Here is an 18,715-nt window from a genome sequence, read left to right as displayed (position 1 = left end):
CTCTAAATTCGAAACGCCGACATTCTGGTATCATATTGTATCTTTTTTATTACAGCGCGCGAATGGATTTACACCGATGTTTGGACTGAATGATCGACAACTTAAAGGGGTGATGCACATTGAGACCCCTGCACTGGTTCTGGCCGGTGCCGGTTCGGGTAAAACACGGGTCATTACCGAAAAAATCGCGCATTTAATTCGCAAACATGATGTGCAACCCCACCACATCTACGCCCTAACCTTTACCAACAAAGCCGCCAAAGAAATGAAAGAGCGCGTTAGTAAACTCTTGAAAGACGATCCCAGTAAAGGGTTGAATGTCTCGACTTTCCATAATTTGGGGCTGAACATTATCCGGCAGGAATATCATGCACTCGGGTATAAATCGACGTTTTCAATTATGGATGCGACCGATACCAAACAAATTCTAAAAGAGCTGATGAAAAAACAACAGCTCAGTGAAGAAGAGCTGGATGGCGTGCAATGGGATATTTCCAATTGGAAAAATGCTCACATCAGCCCGGAAAAAGCATTGGAAATGGCAGAAGACAATCTGCAGCAGGCGCGCGCCATTTTATATGACTATTACCAAAAACAATTGCATGCGTACAACTCGGTCGATTTTGATGACTTAATTGGCCTGCCGGTGCGCTTATTCAATGAAAATCCGCACATTTTAGACAAGTGGCAAAACAAAGTACGTTACCTTTTGGTGGATGAGTATCAAGACACCAATGCTGCGCAGTATGAGTTGGTCAAACAACTGGTAGGCGTGCGTGCTAAATTCACTGTGGTTGGGGATGATGATCAATCGATTTATGCTTGGCGTGGTGCTCAGCCTGAAAACTTGGAATTGCTGAAAAAAGATTTCCCGAATTTGGAAGTCATCAAACTGGAACAAAACTACCGTTCCAGTAACCGTATTCTGCAAGCGGCAAACACGCTGATCGCGAACAATCCACACGTGTTTGAAAAACGCCTCTGGTCGGAAATGGGGATGGGGGACATGCTGCGCGTGCTGGCCTGTTCGGACGAAAACCATGAAGCCGAGCGAGTGATTTCTGAAATCATCGTGCACAAATTCAAACACCGCACGCAATTTAAGGACTACGCCATCCTCTATCGCGGAAACTTTCAATCACGCTTGTTTGAGCGCGCCCTCCGCGAACAGAACATTCCTTACAAACTATCGGGTGGACAATCTTTTTTCGACAAAGCCGAGATTAAAGATGTGATGAGCTACCTTAAATTGATCGTCAACCCAGATGATGATGCGGCTTTTTTACGCATCGTGAATACGCCCCGTCGTGAAATTGGTGCCTCGACATTGGAAAAACTGGCAACTTACGCCACCAAACGTGGCGTCAGCTTGTTTGATGCAACTCAAGAACTGGGACTCAGTACCGTGCTGAATGAAAAAGCCTTGCAACGGGTGCAACACTTTGGAGGGCTTTTACTGTCTTGGGCGCAAGAAGCGGATGCGTTGACGGGCACGGAAGTCACCTCCTTTGTGCGACAACTGATTGAAAAACTGGAATATGACAACTGGTTACACGAAACCAGTAACACTCCCCGTGCGGCGGAGAAGCGCATTGAAAACGTACGCGACTTACTACTCTGGATTGAACGCATTATCGATAAAGCGTTGAATGAAGATGGCGACGAACTCCGCTTGGAAAAAATTGTCGCGCATATGACGCTGATGGATTTAATGGAACGCAATGAAGAAGATTCCGAGCCGAATATGGTCACGTTGATGACCTTGCATGCTTCCAAAGGGCTTGAGTTTCCGCATGTATTCCTCATCGGCATGGAAGAAGAGTTACTGCCACACAAACAAAACATGGAATCCCCCGGATTGGAAGAAGAACGCCGTTTGGCTTATGTGGGCATTACCCGTGCCAAGCGAAGCCTGACCATGACGTATGCGAAAAAACGCAAGAAATACGGTGAAGAACTCAAATGTGAGCCAAGCCGCTTTTTAGAAGAATTACCGGAAGAGCTCTTGCAGTGGGAAGGTAAACCCGGCGTGGAGCTCTCTCCAGAAGAACAAAAAGTGACCGGGAATGCGCATTTAGAGAACTTAAAGGCCATGTTGAACCCGGGATAAGCCTTCCTGATTAACACTAAAGGACGACAAATGATTGCAAACTTTCAAATCGCCAACCTCCCTAAAATTCAATTCGGCTGGGGGATTCGAGATCAATTTGCACCAGCGATTGCAGAACAAGGCTTTCAATCTGTCGTGCTCATTTCCGGCCAATTTTTAGCCAGGCCTGGCGGTTTTTCATCAGAATTAATCACCCAACTGCAACAAACGGGTATTCGAGTCAATGTGTTTGTGGTGTCTGGAGAACCTTCTCCAGACTTAGTGGATGAAATCGTCAACGCCAGTCCAAACAACGCTGATGCGGTTATCGGAATCGGCGGTGGCAGCGTGTTGGATGCCGCCAAAGCCGTGGCCGGATTGATTCCCAGTCAAACCTCGGTAATGGATTATCTGGAAGGCGTTGGCAAAGGCCTTAAATTGACCGGTAATACCCTGCCATTTATTGCGATGCCGACCACGGCAGGCACGGGCAGCGAAACCACCAAGAACGCAGTACTGTCCCGTTTAGGCGAATTCAAAAAGTCCTTTCGCGATGACAAACTGCTTGCCAAAGAGGTGTGGTTAGACCCTAGTTTCCTGCCAACTTGCCCACACGAGGTTCTTTACAGCACGGGAATGGATGCCTTTACCCAATTATTGGAATCTTACACCACCTTAAAAGCCAATCCGATTACCGATGCCCTAGCATGGCAAGGCATGACGTTATTTAACGGCGCATTCGAAGCCATCAACAGTGATGACCTTGAACAACAAAAAACCGGCTATGGCAACTTAATGCTGGCGGCCAGTTTGTCCGGCATTACCTTAGCCAATGCCGGATTGGGCGCAGTCCATGGTTTGGCAGGCCCTATCGGTGCCTTTTTTGAAGCACCCCATGGTGTGCTGTGTGCCGCATTACTCGCACCAATAACCGAAGCGAACATTCATGCCCTAACACAATCAGATGCGCCCCACGCAAGCAGTACTTTAGAGAAATATGCTCAAATTGGCACCTTATTGACGGCTTCGTCTAACGCTGAATCAGATTCAATTTCCGCCTTAATCGAACACTTAAAAACCCTGACAGCAACCTATCTTCCCAATCGACTTTCTAAATACGGATTGCAAATAGATAACCTGACACCGGTTTTAAAAAACTGTCGTTCAGGAAGTATGATAGGCAACCCTTTGATTTTATCAGATGAGGTTCTAATGGATGCGATTCAAAAAGCCTTATAGGTTGGCTTATTATTGAAAGCTTATTCAAGAAAAATTCCTCGTTTTTATGCCCTTTTTTGCTGTAAAATCAGGTCACTATATAATAATACTACTTGATAAATAAGGTTATTCAATGAGACCCTCTTTATTCCTTTGTTCTGTTGCACTCTCATTATTGAGCTTTTTCTCGACAGCTCTTTTCGCTCAAAACGCCACTCAACCGCCTCAAACTACCGCTGAAATAACGTTGAAAGAGAAGTCACTCCAGCCCGAAAAAATCTCCAGCTTCTATAAAGACCTGGATCAGGACGGCGTGAAAGACAAGCAAGATCACTGTTTAAATAGCTTACCAAACCAAAAGGTGAATGCATTCGGCTGTGAATCAGATGAAGACAAAGATGGGGTCGTGGATCGATTAGATCAGTGCCCTAAAACTCCGGCAGGCATCAGTGTCAATAAAGTCGGTTGCGAAGGAGATGCAGATCAGGATGGCGTTTACGACAGTCAGGATCAATGTCCTGGGACACTCCCTGGTGTTGAGGTCAATAAAGTCGGCTGTCGCCTCGATACCGATCTGGATAGAGATGGGGTTTTAAATAATAAGGACCAATGTCCCAATACGCCTAGAGGCACCATCGTAAATCAATATGGCTGTGAACCTAAAAGCTTGGTTATCACCAATATCGTGTTTGATTTAGGCTCTTATAAAATTCGTCCGGATCAAAAGCCGATTTTGGACAGAGACATCAGCCAGTTACGAAACCTAAAAGACCATGAACTCATTGTCATCACCGGATTTACCGATGCACTTGGCAGTGAACGCAGCAACTTAAAACTTTCTTGGAACCGGGCTCAGTCCACCAAAGAGTATCTGGTTCGAAAATTCAATTATGATGCCTCTAAAATCCTAATCATGGGGAAAGGAGAAACCAACCCCGTGGCTTCCAATGCAACAAAAGCAGGACGAAAGAAAAACCGGCGTATTTCATTTAAAGTCATGGATCAACAGATCGTGCCTAAGGAAGCAAGCACCACCATACCTGACAATATGAAACACTATAACCGCTATCAAGAATAAACCATGATGCCTGATTTATGACCAAACGACTGCTTATACTTTTGTTTAGCTCCATATCTCTCAGTTGGGCGGCCCCTTCAAAGGCACCACAGGTCATTACCCAACAAGAAATTCAAAAGGTAACACAGCAGTATGGTCTATTAGCGGCCAACCGATTAAAGGCCTGGCAAGAATTGGTAAATGAAAACTACCAGAAGCCCGAAAATATAAAACTGGACAAAGTGAATCGCTTTTTCAATGAAGCCAGGTTTGTTTCCGATGCGGAACATTGGAAACAAAAAGATTATTGGGCGACCCCAGTTGAATTATTGGCAACGGATGCTGGAGACTGTGAAGATTTCGTGATTGCAAAGTACTTTACGTTAAAAGCCATGGGGGTGGCTGAATCGAAGCTATACCTCACCTACGTTAAAGCCATCCGGCTTCGACAAGCCCATATGGTCTTAACGTATTTTAAAACACCCAAATCGATCCCATTGGTTTTAGACAATATCAATTACCGAATTGTGCCTGCAACACAACGCCGAGATCTTATTCCGATTTACAGTTTTAATGGTGATGGACTATGGCTATCGAAACAACGAGGCAAAGGGGCGCCTGTAAAAGGAGGCACTCAAAAGTTAGAAAACTGGAATCGATTACTCAAAAGGATGCAGCAATGAAGCGGAATCAAGAGGCTGCCCCTGACTACACTACTTTACCAAAAGGAAGCAACGCATGAGCTTGAGTAAACAAATGATGCTTTTTATCACGGCAATGCTGGTTATTTTGCTACTGGGTACGTTTTTACTCAATTTAAACAATACCCGTTCTTTTTTGGAAGCCCAGCTACAATCGCATGCCCAGGACACAGCGACTTCTTTGGGGTTGTCTCTAAGTTCGGTCGCCGACCCGGCAGATTCTTCCAGTATGGAGACTATGATTAACGCTGTCTTTGACCGCGGCTATTATTCCCACATCACGATGTTGGATATGGATGGAAAACTGATTTACGAAAAAAACAACACCCAAAAAATAAACGGCATACCAAACTGGTTCATCGACCTTATTTCAATTGAGGCGCCTGATGCAGAAGCCCTCGTTCAATCCGGCTGGGTTCCTATCGGACATCTGGTCGTTCAAAGTCATCCCGGTTATGCCTATATTGAACTATGGAAAACGGCTCTCTCTTTGCTGCTTTGGTTTTTGATAGCCGCAGGGGTTGCCATCGGATTTGCAGCCTATGCCTTGCGTGTCATGCTGGCACCTTTAAAGAAAATGGAAAAACAAGCTGAGGCGATTGTTCGTAAGGAATACCTTCTACAGGACGCCTTACCAGGAACCATTGAATTTAAGCGTGTGGTCTCGGCGATGAATGCCATGGTACATAAAATGAAGACTGTTTTTGACCGAGATGCACAACACGCTGAAAAACTACAAAAACTTGCCTATCAGGACGGCGTCACAGGGTTAAGTAACCGTCGACATTTTGAAATGAATATCGATGCCTTGCTAGACAAACAAGCTGAAGCCTCACCAGGAACGATTTGTCTTATTCGCATTCATCATTTAAAAGAATTAAATGATCAATTCGGTTATATGGCCGGGGATAATTTAGTCAAAGCCTTAGCCGATAAAATGACGCATAACTTAAACTTTGAGAACAGTTTTTATGCCCGTTTAAATGGCTCGGAATTACTGACGATCATGCCAACCATTTCAGGCAAGAAATTATCCAAACCGGTTTCGGAAATATGTCAATCCATACCAAAGGTTTTAAGTCATTTAAAAGCGTCTGAGTCAACAATCAGTATCTCTGTCGCCTATCTTGACTATTCACCAGGAGATGATCGTAGCCACTTATTAGCCCAACTGGACTTTGCCACCAAGGAAGCCGACCAACTTGGACAAAACCAATTCTTTTATTACCAGCCTGAAAAAGTCAATGCTGAAAATGACACTCGTTGGAAAGAGATGCTGAACGATGCAATCGAAAACAAACGGTTTATTTTATTCCAACAAGCGGCTTATGATGAAAACCGAAAAATTTACAACCGAGAAGCCTTGCTGCGGTTAAAAGATAAAAACAACACCATACACCCAGCCAGTTTTTTCATTCCCGCCATCCGAAAACTGAACAAAATGGATGAAATTGATAAACTCGCTGTTTCTTTAGCTGTGACTTATTTATCCAAGCATCGCTTATTCCATGGAGAGCGACTTGCCATCAACTTAGGGCAGTGTGTCATTCGAGATCAAACATTACAAGATTGGTTATTTCAGCAACTTGACACTGTAGACTCGAACCAAATTGCAATCGAAATTCCTGAAGCGATTATCAATGCCAACAGAAACGAAGCTCGCTCCCTAATTGAAAAGATTAAAAGCGCCGGCATTCACTTTGGGCTAGATCATTTTGGTAATCGTTTTACCGACATGAATTACATCCAGGAGTTCCGCCCGGACTATATCAAGCTGGATACGTCATTTTCAAAAGCGATTGAAGAAGACGATCAGACCCGATATTACGTTTCCAGCCTGTGCGACATGTCCGAAAGTTTGGATATTCAGATCATTGCGATGTCGATTGAAACAGAAACGCAGCTTCAAGCATTTAAAGAATTAGGGATTCACCACTTTCAAGGGTATTATTTCGGCGCGCCCAAAACCTTATAAAAATTAAGTGTAAGGAAAATATACTCTACTAAAAACGTAAAATTATTTTATACTCAACACCTTAAAGAGACAGGATAGGAAACCGCTAAACTTATGGAAAATGACCAAGCCTCTGCTGCCCCCCAAAGCGAAGAAGTTCACACAGAAACTTCGACAGCAGATCTAGGACAACCCGTAATCGATTTTAAAGACCCTTTATTGGATTGTTTGGTGATCTATACCAAGCTGAATCGGCACCCCTTTTCCAAAGATGCTCTAATATCAGGGTTACCTTTAGCAAACCATGACCGCTTAACCCCTGAGTTATTTATCCGTGCAGCTGAACGAGCCAATATTGTCGCCAGCTTTAAAAAGCGCGCTTTACAAGATATTCCCAACCTAGTCATGCCCTGTATCCTGACATTAAAAAATAACCAGGCCTGCCTACTAGAAAAAATCGATTTTGATACTGAAAAAGCGACGATAATACTCTCGGATGCCCCTGATGGCCGCCTCGATGTCGATTTACACCAACTGGAAAAAGACTATTTAGGCTATGCCATTTACTTTACTGAAAAATTTCAACAAGCCTCTAAAAAAGAAGACCTGATTTCAACAGGTCAAGGGCACTGGTTTTGGCATACTTTCTGGGACAACCGCGGCATTTACCGCGATGTCTTAATCGCCTCGGTGATTATCAATATTTTTGTGTTGGCCAACCCGTTATTTGTGATGAACGTGTATGACCGCATTGTACCGAATAATGCCGTCGAATCGCTTTGGGTGCTTGCAATCGGTATCAGTGTCGTCTACATGTTCGATATTCTTTTGAAATTTCTTCGTTCTTATTTCTTAGAAATGGCCGGCAAAAAAAGTGATGTCATCATGTCTTCGAAACTGTTTGAACAAACCCTTGGACTGACCATGGCGAACCGACAAGGTTCAATTGGTGCTTTCGCCAATAACTTAAAAGAATTTGACAGCATTCGTAACTTCTTTACTTCCGGCACCATTGCCTCTTTAGTCGACCTCCCCTTTGTTATCATTTTCTTATTGGTTATTTTCTTTATTGCGGGCCAAATCGTCCTGGTTCCAATCGCTATCATCGGCTTAATTCTGGTGTATAGCATCGTCATGAAAAAACCCATTCAAAGTAGTGTTGAAGCGACTTATGAAGCCTCATCACAAAAAAACGCTGTTTTAATTGAAACATTAACCGCCATTGAAACCATTAAATCACTTGGTGTTGAAGCCCACTCTCAATGGAAATGGGAACAGGCGGTAGGTGAGATTGCACGTGCCAGTTTAAAATCTAAGATGCTACAAAGTTCGATTGGCCGCGTGACCGGTTTTATGCAACAAATGAGTACGGTTGTAATTGTTCTGGTAGGGGTTTACCTGATAAAGGATGGACTTTTAACGATGGGGGGGTTGATTGCTACCGTCATGTTAAGCCAAAGAGCCATTGGCCCGATGGGACAATTTGCCAGCTTAACATCAACCTATCAACAAACCAAAACCGCTCTGGATTCGCTGAATGAGCTAATGAAAAAAGAAGTGGAACGTCCGGCAGGTAAACGCTTTATTCAGCACCCTGTTTTTGAAGGCACCATTGAATTTGTCGACGTCACTTTTACCTACCCCGGGGAAACCAAACCGGCTTTGAATAACGTGTCATTTAAACTGAACCCTGGCGAGAAATTGGGGATTATCGGGCGAATCGGTTCTGGAAAATCCACCGTCGAAAAGCTCATTCTCGGTTTTTACCATGTCGATTCCGGTTCCATCTTAATTGATGGCATTGACATCACTCAGCTCGATCCAGCTGAATTAAGACGCAACATAAACTATGTGCCGCAAGATGTGACCTTATTCAGTGGCGACGTCCGTGAAAATATCGCCTATCGAGCACCTTACGTTGAAGACAGTGAAATTTTACGAGCAGCCAAACTAGCAGGTGTGGACGACTTCATTAAAACCCACCCTTCCGGCTACAGTTTAAAAATTAATGAAGGGGGTGGATCTTTATCGGGTGGTCAACGCCAAAGTATCGGGGTGGCCCGCGCCTTATTACTCGACACCCCCATTTATCTATTTGATGAACCCACGAATGCAATGGATGCCAATACCGAACAAACCATGATAGACCGCCTTAAAAAAGGCACTTTGAAAAACACGACAATCGTAGTGACACATAAAATGAGTTTGTTACAGCTTGTCGATCGTTTAATCGTCATGAGTAATGGTAAAGTGATTGCAGATGGTTCAAAAGCAACCGTACTGGAAGCCTTGAAGACTGGACGGATTAACAAAGCATAAGCCCATGATATTCAAAAAAGACACGACTCAAATACCACATTCACAAGAGACACCGATCCCGGAAGAGGATTTGGCGTTCATGTCGAACTTGAGTCAAGCGGCACTCGAAAAGCCAACCATCAAATCTCAGCTGATTGTCTGGATCATGTTTTTAGTACTCATCTGGTTATTGGTTTGGGCCAATTACGCTGAGCTCGATAAGATTGTTCGTGGACAAGGCAAGGTGGTTCCTTCTTCAAAAATTCAAGTGGTTCAAAATTTAGAAGGCGGTATTGTTGAAAACATTTTTGTACACTCGGGTGATAAAGTGCAAAAAGGTCAAATCTTGTTAAAACTCGATAATACCCAATTCGTCAGCTCTTATGATGAAACCGAGGCACAGCTTTATGACTTAAGAGCTCAAGCGGCTCGACTATCTGCGGAAGCATTCGGCAAACCGTTTAAAATCGACCTCCCTTCTGAAAACCCAAAAGTCGAAGCCATTTTTGAGCGTGAAAAGCAACTTTATGAAAATCAATTACAACAGCTTGAAACCACTCAAAAAATTCTAAACGAAAAAATCACACAGAACCGTTCTGAACTTAAGGAAGCCTATAACCAATTCAAACAACTGTCTAAGTCTTATGATTTATTACAACAAGAAATCGAAATCATGAAGCCATTAGTCAAAGAAGGGATCGCTTCCGAGGTCGATTTGTTGAAAACGCGCCGTGAAGCCAATGATGCCTATTCGCAATTACAGACAACCCAGAACTCAATTCCGCGTTTAAAATCGATCATCAATGAATCCATTAATAAAAAACAAGAAGCAAAGCAAAAATTTCGCAATGAAGCACAACAGGAATTGAATACCGTGCTTGCAAAACTGTCCCAGCTTGAAAGCTCTAAAACGGCTTTGGAAGACCGGGTCCGTCGAACCAGCATTACCTCACCGGTCAATGGCACCATCAGCGAACTGTTGGTGACCACCATTGGTGAGGTCATTCAACCGGGGAGCGACATTATTAAAATCGTTCCGTTGGATGATTCTCTTGTGCTTGAAACCAAAATTTCACCGGCCGATATCGGTTTTGTGTACCCTGGCCTCAAGGCTAAGATAAAATTCACCGCTTATGACTTCGCCATTTATGGTGGACTGGATGGCACGGTAGAAAAAATTTCAGCCGATACCATTTTGGATGAAGAAGGAAATAGCTTTTATATCGCCCGTATAAAAACGGATAGGAACTACCTTGGCTCAGAAAAAAATCCATTGTCTTTGTTACCTGGCATGACGGCAACGGTCGATGTGGTGGTCGGTAAGCATACGATATTGGAGTATTTAATCAAGCCAATTATCAAAGCTAAAGATTTGGCACTCAGAGAGTCTTAAGGCTTGATGAGGCATTAATTGATTCATGCAAATGATTTTTGATAAACAAATTAAACTATAAGGACTATAAAAAAATAGACACGCATATGAAGCAGTTACTCCTATACGTCCAAGACCCCCATGCACTCAAAAACTGGTCCAAGGTCTCTTCATTGCCAAAACAAATTTTATATACCTTAGAAATGGACACTCAAGCTCGTCCTGTAACCGACTATTTATTGATGATACAACTGACCGATAGCCCTGCCAATGATGTCGAAATCGAAAACGCACTTTTGCAAGGCTATACGGTGTTACTTTTTTCAAACCAACCCACAGCGGAAGAAGGCATGGCTTGGTTTAAAAAAGGCATAAAAGGATATTTAAATACGTTTGCTCTACCCTCTAGAATAGAACAGGCGCTTAACACTATTCTCGCCGGGAACATTTGGCTTGGACAAAATGTGATGCAGAGCATCATACAGTCAGTTTCATCAAGCCAGCCACAACAAAATGATTCCTGGAAAGAATTGTTATCTGCTCGGGAAATTGAAACCATGGAATGGATTCTGCAAGGAAAAAGTAACCATGAAATTGCTGAACAGATGATAATTAGTGAACGAACTGTCAAAGCTCATGTTCACAGTTTATTAGAAAAACTCAATGCCAAAGATCGCTTAAATCTAGTCATAAAAATACAAAATTGGCACAAAAATGCACTCTAACAGAAAAGATAAAACTCTATGTCACCGACTCAAAAACCATTACAACTGACGGTAATAGCCTGTACGGCTTTACTTACTTTTTCGTTTAATGCTTACGCCATTAATTTAAAAGAAGCCGTTGAAGACGCTGTTCTCCATAACCCTGAATTTCGACAAGAAGTGAAAGCGTACCAAGCCATAGAAGCTGAAGTGAAAGCAGCCAAAGGCGGATATTATCCCAGTCTCGACTTAAATGCCGGGATGGGATATGAGGAAGTCGATCGCCCAGGCATCGACAACATTGGCAATGGCTTAACGCGCAGAGAAACGTCCGTTAAATTAACTCAAAATCTGTTCGAAGGGTTTGGCACGCAAGATGAAGTCAAACGCTTGCAATATCGTCTTGATGCACAAGCCTACAAAACGCTTTCCAAAGCAAATGATGTCGCCTTACAAATGATTCAAGCTTATATTAATTTATTAAAAGAAAAAAAATTATTGAATTTGGCGCAAACGAATCTGGAAACCCACTTAAAACTGTTAGACCAAATCGAACGACGTACCGAAGCGGGCATCGGGAATCAGGTTGAAGTCGACCAAGCCAAAGCGCGTTTAGCTTTAGCTCGATCAAACTATGGCGCGGTCGAAAATAGATTCTTTGATGCCCGAGCTAAATTTCAACGTATCTTGGGACGAATGCCGGAAGACAACCTAATCGAACCAAAAGCGGAATTTCCATTGCCTAAAACACAAGAAGAGGCCATCAATGTTGCCCTGATGAACCACCCGACCTTAAAATCCGCCAGTGCGGACATCGCTGCGGCTAAAATGCAATATGATTTATCAGGTTCCAACTACTATCCACGCGTTGACTTGGAAGTTGAAAAGACGTTCGACAATAACTTGTCTGGCATTGAAGGCAACAACGAATACCTTCAAGCCATGGTGCGTTTTAAATACAACCTCTACAACGGGGGGCGAGACAGTGCCAACCGAGAAAGAACAGCGAGCAATTTTCAACAAGCGACCGAAGTTCGGAACAACACGCACCGGCAAGTGATTGAGAATTTAAAATACGCCTGGAACGCCAAGGTTTACATCAACAATCAACTTGATTACATGCGTCAGCATATCAAACTGACACGAGATACACTGAATGGGTATCGAAAACAGTTCAGTTTGGGACGGCGCTCTTTATTGGATTTATTGAATACCGAAAATGAATACATTAACGGGCTTAATACCTTAGTCAGTAGTGAAGCGGATCAGCTAACGGCTAAGTACCGTATCTTAAATGCCACTGGCCACTTATTGAATACCATGGGAATCGATTATGATTTTATTCAATCCTCAGAAACGCCATAAGGTATGTAATGCGAGGAATATCCATAAATTATTAGCTCAACTGTAAGGTGGTGGACCAATACAGTTGAACGCCCCCCATTACAATTACTAAAAACCCTGCCAAACGACGAACCCATAAAGTTCTGGCTAACTTGGTAAAGAAAAAAGCAAAACTTCCCATTAACAATAGGTTTGGTAATGTGCCTAACCCAAATGCCAACATGACCAGACCGCCTTCCAGTCCGCCGCCAGCACTGAGTGCCATAATCAGCATACTGTAAACCAGTCCGCAAGGCAGCCAGCCCCACACCAAGCCATAAAGCCAGGCCTGGTAGAAATTTTGCACCGGCATCATCTTTTTGGTCAACGGAGCCAGACGCTTCCAAACTCCCTGTCCAAGCCGCTCAACAGCAACAATACCATTCCACCAGCCACCTAAATATAAGCCTAAAACGATCATAAACAAACCGGCGATTATCTGCAAAGTTTGTTGCAACGGCAGGAAAGAAGTCAATGAAATCAAGGAATTGCCAAGAAAACCAAATAATGAACCAATTAAAACATAACTGGTCAAGCGTCCCGCGTTATAACTTAGCTGGTAAGGAAACATACGCCACCAGCTCAATTGAACCTCTGGCTTGAGATTAAAGGTTAAGGACCCAACGACACCGCCACACATCCCCAAGCAATGAATCCCACCCAACAAACCAACCATCAATGCGGTTAAATAAATAGATTCCATCATTTAAAGCGACTTATCCAAAGAACGGTATGAAATAGACTCTGCAATATGCGCCATCTGGACGGCTTCTTGTTGCTGCATATCTGCTAAAGTACGCGCGACACGCAAAATACGGTGATACCCTCTAGCCGACATGCCCATACGATTAACAGCCTGCTCCAACAATTTTTTTGAATCTGACTGTAACGTGACATATTGCTCCAGCTGTTTTGGAGTGAGTTCGGTGTTTAGGCAGCCTTGCCGAGTTTTTTGCAATGTTTGGCATGTCATAACGCGTTCGCGCACTTCAGCACTTGTTTCCGCCCCCTTTTCTCGCTCACCACTTAATGCGTCAAAATCAACAGGCGGCACTTCTAGATGACAATCAATCCTATCCAATAAAGGGCCTGATATTTTGCGTCGATAACGTAAAACTTGTTCCGGCGTATCCTGACAACTGTCAACTACAGAATTAAATGATAATATTGATGGTAAATGAGTCATTTTCTACAAAATTATTTGATAATCTACTTTATATGATCTCGATGTTAAACTTTTTTCTACAAAATTAAACGAGAATGTTTGCCGTGCCTGCAAGAAAAATTCCATTAAACTATCGTAACATTACAGGCTATGTTCACAGTGATAAAAGTGATGAATATACTCACTTTGAAGCTAGCCTTGAACGCAATGCCCTACTTTTGTGTGAATTTGACGAACAAGTTGAGAAATTCAAAACACAGCCAAGACGATTTGAATTCACCCACAATGGTAAAAAAAGACATTATACGCCAGATATTTTGATTAAGTTCAAAGATGGGTTATCACTGTATGTCGAAGTTAAATACAGAAATGATCTTAAAAAAGATTGGGATAAATTAAAGCCAAAATTCAAGGCTGCGATACAGGAACTAAAATCAGAACCTAACACGCGCTTTAAGATATGGACTGAACAAGAAATTAACACACCATTTTTAAAAAATGTCACCTTTTTACTCCCATACAAAAACCGTCCATACGAAGAATATCAGCTGGCAACCATTCAAAAAATTTTATCCAGAGGGCAACCTGCGTCAATCAAGGAACTTTTAGCACTATGTTCTACCAATGAGATGGAACAAGCGGAATTCCTAAATACTCTCTGGTATGCAATCGCAAATCAACTCGTCCTAACGGACTTATCTATACCGCTCAATATGAATCAACTTACCTGGTTAAAGGGCTATCATTTCGAGGATAAGATCAATGAGTGAGACCCATTTTGAAATCGGCTCCGAAGTATTTCACGGCAACTCTCGTTACAGAGTAATTGGTGTACTGGATTTAGAGCACGTGTCTGTGCGTAGTTCATTTACTGGAACTGTAAAAAAAATGCATGTTTCTGAATTGACATCCAAACCGGATGATCCAGAAAAACCTGTTGAAATTGTACCAGCCACAGACCTATTAACGATCCCAGATGAAGACTGGGTTAAGGTCAACAACAAAGCCATGCTGTTCAACCAAGTTTTACAAATTAATGATGAAGCTGAAAGGAGAGTACAACTCAGAGAAGTGGCCAATAAGTTAGAAATTTCTGAGCCAACGGCTTACAGACAGCTACAAAAATACAAGAACTCGAATGGAAACCCCTTATCACTGCTTAGAAAGAAGCGGAATGAGACTGGTCGCCTACAACCGGAGGTTGAAGATTTAATACAGAAGTACATAGGTGTCTACCTTAGTCCTATTCAGCCGCGAGTTACCAATATCTACAGAGATCTGAAATTAGAAATCTACGAAATAAACAAGGAAAGAAAAAATTCAAATCTTGAACTTCTCGTTACCCCTCACATCAACACCCTTAGGTTTCGGATTTCACAGCTTACCGCATCAGAAGTCGCCTCTAAAAGAAAAGGTCGAAAAGGGCGCGAAGATTTTAGACCGCTGATTGGTAAATTCCCTCAATCCCAGAAACCACTTGAAGTAGTACAGATCGACCATACTCCTTTAGACTTAATTATTGTTGATGATGAAAACAGGCTTGATATAGGAAGGCCTACAATCACCCTGGCCATCGATGCTTACAGCCGAATGGTCGTGGGATTCTACATATCACTGGAAAAGCCGAACACTTTATTAACAGGACTCTGTTTGGCACACGCTATTTTAGATAAAAAGCAATGGCTTCTAGAGCATGAGGTTGAAGGAGATTGGCCTGCTTATGGACTTATGGACACTATCCATACAGATAACGGAAAAGAGTTTCACGGGAAATCGTTAAAGAGGGCTTGTGAGATATACAAGCTCAATATGATCAAGAGACCGGCAAAAACACCTCGTTATGGCCCTCATATTGAAAGATCATTCAAAACTTTTAATGATTCAGAAATCCACACACTTCCTGGTACCACAAAATCTAATGTTCAAGATAAGGCGGAATACCAATCCGAAGACAATGCTATTTTTACCTTATTTGAATTTGAGCAGTATTTCACAGAATTTCTCGTGAACAACTATCATCTTGAAAAACATTCAGATTTAGGTATGTCGCCCCTCCAAAAATATAAACAGGGTATTCTTGGAAATGGAGAGCAACTAGGAAGAGGTCTTCCCCCCAAAATTGACGACCCACTTAAATTGAAGATTGACTTTCTTCCTTACGAAGAAAGAAGTGTCCAGAAATATGGAATTCAATTATTTGGAATTGATTACTTCCACGATGTTTTACGCAAGTGGATAAAGCAACCAGATAAAAACAGAAAAGGTTCTCAGAGATTCATTGTTAGATACGACCCAAGAGATTTGAGTTCGGTCTTTTTCTTCGATCCTGATATGAAAGCCTATGTTGTCGTTCCATACCGAGACACCAGTCACCCACCAATTTCTCTTTGGGAATTGCGTGAACTTAAACGCAAAGCAAAAGAAGCTGATCCATATAAATCGGTTGATGAAGAGGCAATCTTTGAATCCAGAGCTAGAATGAAACGATTGACAGAACAGGCACTAAAACAGACTAAACATATGCGCAGAATGAAGCAGAAAGAAGCAATCCGAGAAAAAGAATCAATTCCGTCAATTGCAAAAGAGTCTGCGAGAAATAACCAGAATTCAATTTCTTTGGTCACACCGAGTATAAACGACTTCGATGATGAAGATTTTGAGGACATTCAGCCTTTTGAGGAGCTTGACCAATGAGCAAATACGACCATCTTCTTGATAAAGCTTTTGACATACTGAGTGCCTCAAAGGAAGAACGCATCAGATACGTTAATGAAGACAAATGGATAGGATACCCCAGAGCGCAACAAATTCTAGAACGGTTAGAAGACTTCATTTCCTATCCACAAGTAGAAAGAATGCCAAATCTTTTAATTGTAGGTGACAGCAATAACGGCAAGACTCAGATTCTGAAACGCTTTGCTGAGCGTTATCCAATGTCAATTGATGAAGATACTTACACGAATGTTCAACCAATTGTTTTCATCTCAGCTCCAGCCAAACCGGATGAAAACGCTTTCTTAATTCGCTTGCTCGAAGAAATGATTATTCCTTATGCCAAAAACGACAGTTTGGAAGTTAAAAGACAAATGGCAATCAGGGCAATGCAAACTCGCAAAACCAGAATGTTGATCATTGATGAGATTCAACACATCATTGCGGGTTCTTATAATGCTCAAAAAGGATTTTTGAACAGTATTAAAGACCTAAGTAACACTTTAAAGATTCCTATTATTGGTGCCGGTATCGAAGATGCTTTTCATGCAATCCAAGTTGATTCACAGCTGGCAAATCGTTTTCAGGTTGAGGTACTTGAAAGGTGGAAGTTTGAGAACAAAGGGGATCGGGTTAAATTTGCCCAGTTAATTGCATCTATTGAAACAAGACTGCCCTTGCAAGAACCTTCTTATCTTTATAAAAAGCCCTACATAGAACAATTGCATTATCTTAGTGACGGCCTGATTGGTGAAGTAGTACTCATTATGAAACAGTTGGCTACTTATGCAATTAAGCATGATTTGCCTTGCATTGATGATTCTGTGTTTGGCGAATTAAATCTGGTACCAGCATCAAAAAGGAAAGAGTTATTGAAGCGCATGAGATAAAAACTATTCGATACCTACTCGATCTGCCATTTAATGATGAACTAGTATCGTCTTGGATTGCCAGAAATGCGCTTCAATATGGTATAAAACCAAGCCAACTTTCCACTTTGATTTTTGAGGATACTGATACTTGGAAGGGAGATATTGATGTCTTTCTAAACCCTAAAAAAATCACTACTCTCAATAAAAATACAGGCATAGATGAAAATAAAATTCAAAGCCAAACCTTCTATGCTTCATGCAGTTATTTTTACAATCAGACTGAAAAAACTCCCCAAGTAAAATGGGTTATGCCTTTGGGAGTACGCACCCGAAAAAAATCATTTGGTCTCCAATACTGCCCTTGTTGCCTATCGGAAGATGGAAATCAACCATATTTTAGAAAAAGCTGGCGTCTGGGCTTTATGACATGCTGTCCATTTCATTCTGTTCAGATGCATGACAGATGCCCTAAATGTCACAACCCAATCGACATTAAAAGACTTCAAAAACATAAAGGGGAGATTCTTTACCACCCAGAGGATATTGCCTATTGTTCAAAATGTGGGTTCGACCTTAGAAAAACTCAATACATTGACGTTTCTTCAGAAGAGTATGGAATCAATCGGGTTAATTTTATTCAATCGACGACCGGGTACGGGAAAGCTGGTAATTTAGATTTTTGCTATTCTAATCTTTACTTTGAGGGTATCCGGAGATTACTCTCATTTGTTGTTTGTAGCTCTAACGGTAAAAGACTATTTGTTCATCTCAAGAGAGAGTTGCAATTGCAACAAATGCATCATCGTGAAGCGCTAGGACATAATATTGAACCAGAAAGATTAGGTATTAATTTACGGCGCACAGGATTCATCATGATTTATCATTTGCTACAGGATTGGCCCGAGACTTTTGTGAATTCTTGTAAGATCACTGACACGTCCTCCCACATGATAAAAACGCCATATTTGGAATTTCCATTTTGGGTATCTGACACATTTTTCTTCAATATCCATGAACACCGTTTTTTGACATGTGATACTGAAAAAAAGAACATCATTAATTATTTTCAAACACGGTTAAAAAAGAAGATCAACCTAAATCAGGCAGTGAGACTTGTCAAAAATCTCAGGGAAACAAATTAACTTTCTATTTTTTTGGTTTTGGAGTCGGAGGCGCTGAACTTGGCTTTA

At 42.0% G+C, this 18,715-nt stretch carries 15 protein-coding genes; 13 read left to right on the top strand and 2 right to left on the bottom strand.

The genetic code is table 11. The features are described from left to right. Positions 1–76: 76 nt before the first annotated feature. From rep to GHNINEIG_RS01055, 9 genes are all read left to right on the top strand, one after another. A complete protein-coding gene (gene rep, locus GHNINEIG_RS01095; RefSeq protein WP_135794946.1) occupies positions 77–2,110 on the top strand; it encodes a DNA helicase Rep in 2,034 nt (677 codons plus the stop codon). Positions 2,111–2,140: 30 nt separating this feature from the next. Next, complete coding sequence (locus GHNINEIG_RS01090; RefSeq protein WP_135794945.1) at positions 2,141–3,328, top strand: iron-containing alcohol dehydrogenase; 1,188 nt, start codon at positions 2,141–2,143, stop codon at positions 3,326–3,328. A 112-nt stretch (positions 3,329–3,440) separates the two neighbouring features. Further along, positions 3,441–4,385 (top strand): OmpA family protein, encoded by a 945-nt coding sequence (locus tag GHNINEIG_RS01085; protein ID WP_135794944.1) that lies wholly within the window; start codon positions 3,441–3,443, stop codon positions 4,383–4,385. Positions 4,386–4,426: 41 nt separating this feature from the next. Next, the gene (locus GHNINEIG_RS01080; RefSeq protein WP_223260909.1) at positions 4,427–5,047 is read left to right on the top strand and encodes a transglutaminase-like cysteine peptidase; all 621 of its coding nucleotides are present in this window, start codon (positions 4,427–4,429) and stop codon (positions 5,045–5,047) included. A gap of 55 nt (positions 5,048–5,102) precedes the next feature. Further along, the gene (locus tag GHNINEIG_RS01075; protein ID WP_135794942.1) at positions 5,103–7,040 is read left to right on the top strand and encodes a bifunctional diguanylate cyclase/phosphodiesterase; all 1,938 of its coding nucleotides are present in this window, start codon (positions 5,103–5,105) and stop codon (positions 7,038–7,040) included. A 93-nt stretch (positions 7,041–7,133) separates the two neighbouring features. Beyond that, positions 7,134–9,338 (top strand): type I secretion system permease/ATPase, encoded by a 2,205-nt coding sequence (locus GHNINEIG_RS01070; RefSeq protein WP_189636903.1) that lies wholly within the window; start codon positions 7,134–7,136, stop codon positions 9,336–9,338. 4 nt (positions 9,339–9,342) lie between these two features. After that, positions 9,343–10,710 carry an HlyD family type I secretion periplasmic adaptor subunit gene (locus GHNINEIG_RS01065; protein WP_223260908.1) on the top strand — a complete coding sequence of 456 codons (1,368 nt, stop codon included), beginning with the start codon at positions 9,343–9,345 and terminating at the stop codon, positions 10,708–10,710. Between the two features lie 86 nt (positions 10,711–10,796). Continuing rightward, positions 10,797–11,414 (top strand): response regulator transcription factor, encoded by a 618-nt coding sequence (locus GHNINEIG_RS01060; RefSeq protein ID WP_135794941.1) that lies wholly within the window; start codon positions 10,797–10,799, stop codon positions 11,412–11,414. Between the two features lie 18 nt (positions 11,415–11,432). After that, positions 11,433–12,758, top strand: a complete 1,326-nt coding sequence (locus tag GHNINEIG_RS01055) for a TolC family outer membrane protein (RefSeq protein WP_135794940.1) — start codon at positions 11,433–11,435, stop codon at positions 12,756–12,758. Between the two features lie 31 nt (positions 12,759–12,789). Here the strand turns inward: GHNINEIG_RS01055 and GHNINEIG_RS01050 are convergent, their stop codons facing one another. Next, on the bottom strand, positions 12,790–13,482 hold the full coding sequence (locus GHNINEIG_RS01050; RefSeq protein ID WP_135794939.1) for a sulfite exporter TauE/SafE family protein: 693 nt from the start codon (positions 13,480–13,482) through the stop codon (positions 12,790–12,792). Further along, positions 13,483–13,962, bottom strand: coding sequence for a magnesium chelatase subunit ChlI family protein (locus GHNINEIG_RS01045; protein ID WP_223260907.1), 480 nt, complete (start codon positions 13,960–13,962; stop codon positions 13,483–13,485). It lies immediately after the preceding gene. Positions 13,963–14,036: 74 nt separating this feature from the next. Between GHNINEIG_RS01045 and GHNINEIG_RS01040 the strand changes: the two genes are divergently transcribed. From GHNINEIG_RS01040 to GHNINEIG_RS01025, 4 genes are read left to right on the top strand one after another with little or no spacing between them, the layout of a single operon-like run. After that, positions 14,037–14,711 (top strand): TnsA endonuclease N-terminal domain-containing protein, encoded by a 675-nt coding sequence (locus tag GHNINEIG_RS01040; RefSeq protein ID WP_135794938.1) that lies wholly within the window; start codon positions 14,037–14,039, stop codon positions 14,709–14,711. Further along, entirely contained in the window at positions 14,704–16,635 is a 1,932-nt protein-coding gene (locus GHNINEIG_RS01035; protein ID WP_135794937.1) for a Mu transposase C-terminal domain-containing protein, read from the top strand. The genes GHNINEIG_RS01040 and GHNINEIG_RS01035 overlap by 8 nt, the downstream gene beginning before the upstream one ends. Further along, complete coding sequence (locus tag GHNINEIG_RS01030) at positions 16,632–17,543, top strand: TniB family NTP-binding protein (RefSeq protein ID WP_135794936.1); 912 nt, start codon at positions 16,632–16,634, stop codon at positions 17,541–17,543. The genes GHNINEIG_RS01035 and GHNINEIG_RS01030 overlap by 4 nt, the downstream gene beginning before the upstream one ends. After that, positions 17,489–18,667, top strand: a complete 1,179-nt coding sequence (locus GHNINEIG_RS01025) for a TniQ family protein (protein WP_135794935.1) — start codon at positions 17,489–17,491, stop codon at positions 18,665–18,667. The genes GHNINEIG_RS01030 and GHNINEIG_RS01025 overlap by 55 nt, the downstream gene beginning before the upstream one ends. Positions 18,668–18,715 lie beyond the last annotated feature (48 nt).

The organism is Hydrogenovibrio crunogenus, assembly GCF_004786015.1.
Taxonomy (GTDB): domain Bacteria; phylum Pseudomonadota; class Gammaproteobacteria; order Thiomicrospirales; family Thiomicrospiraceae; genus Hydrogenovibrio; species Hydrogenovibrio crunogenus.
Note: the sequence above shows the minus strand (reverse complement) of the source record. Positions and strands in the feature narration are given on the sequence as shown.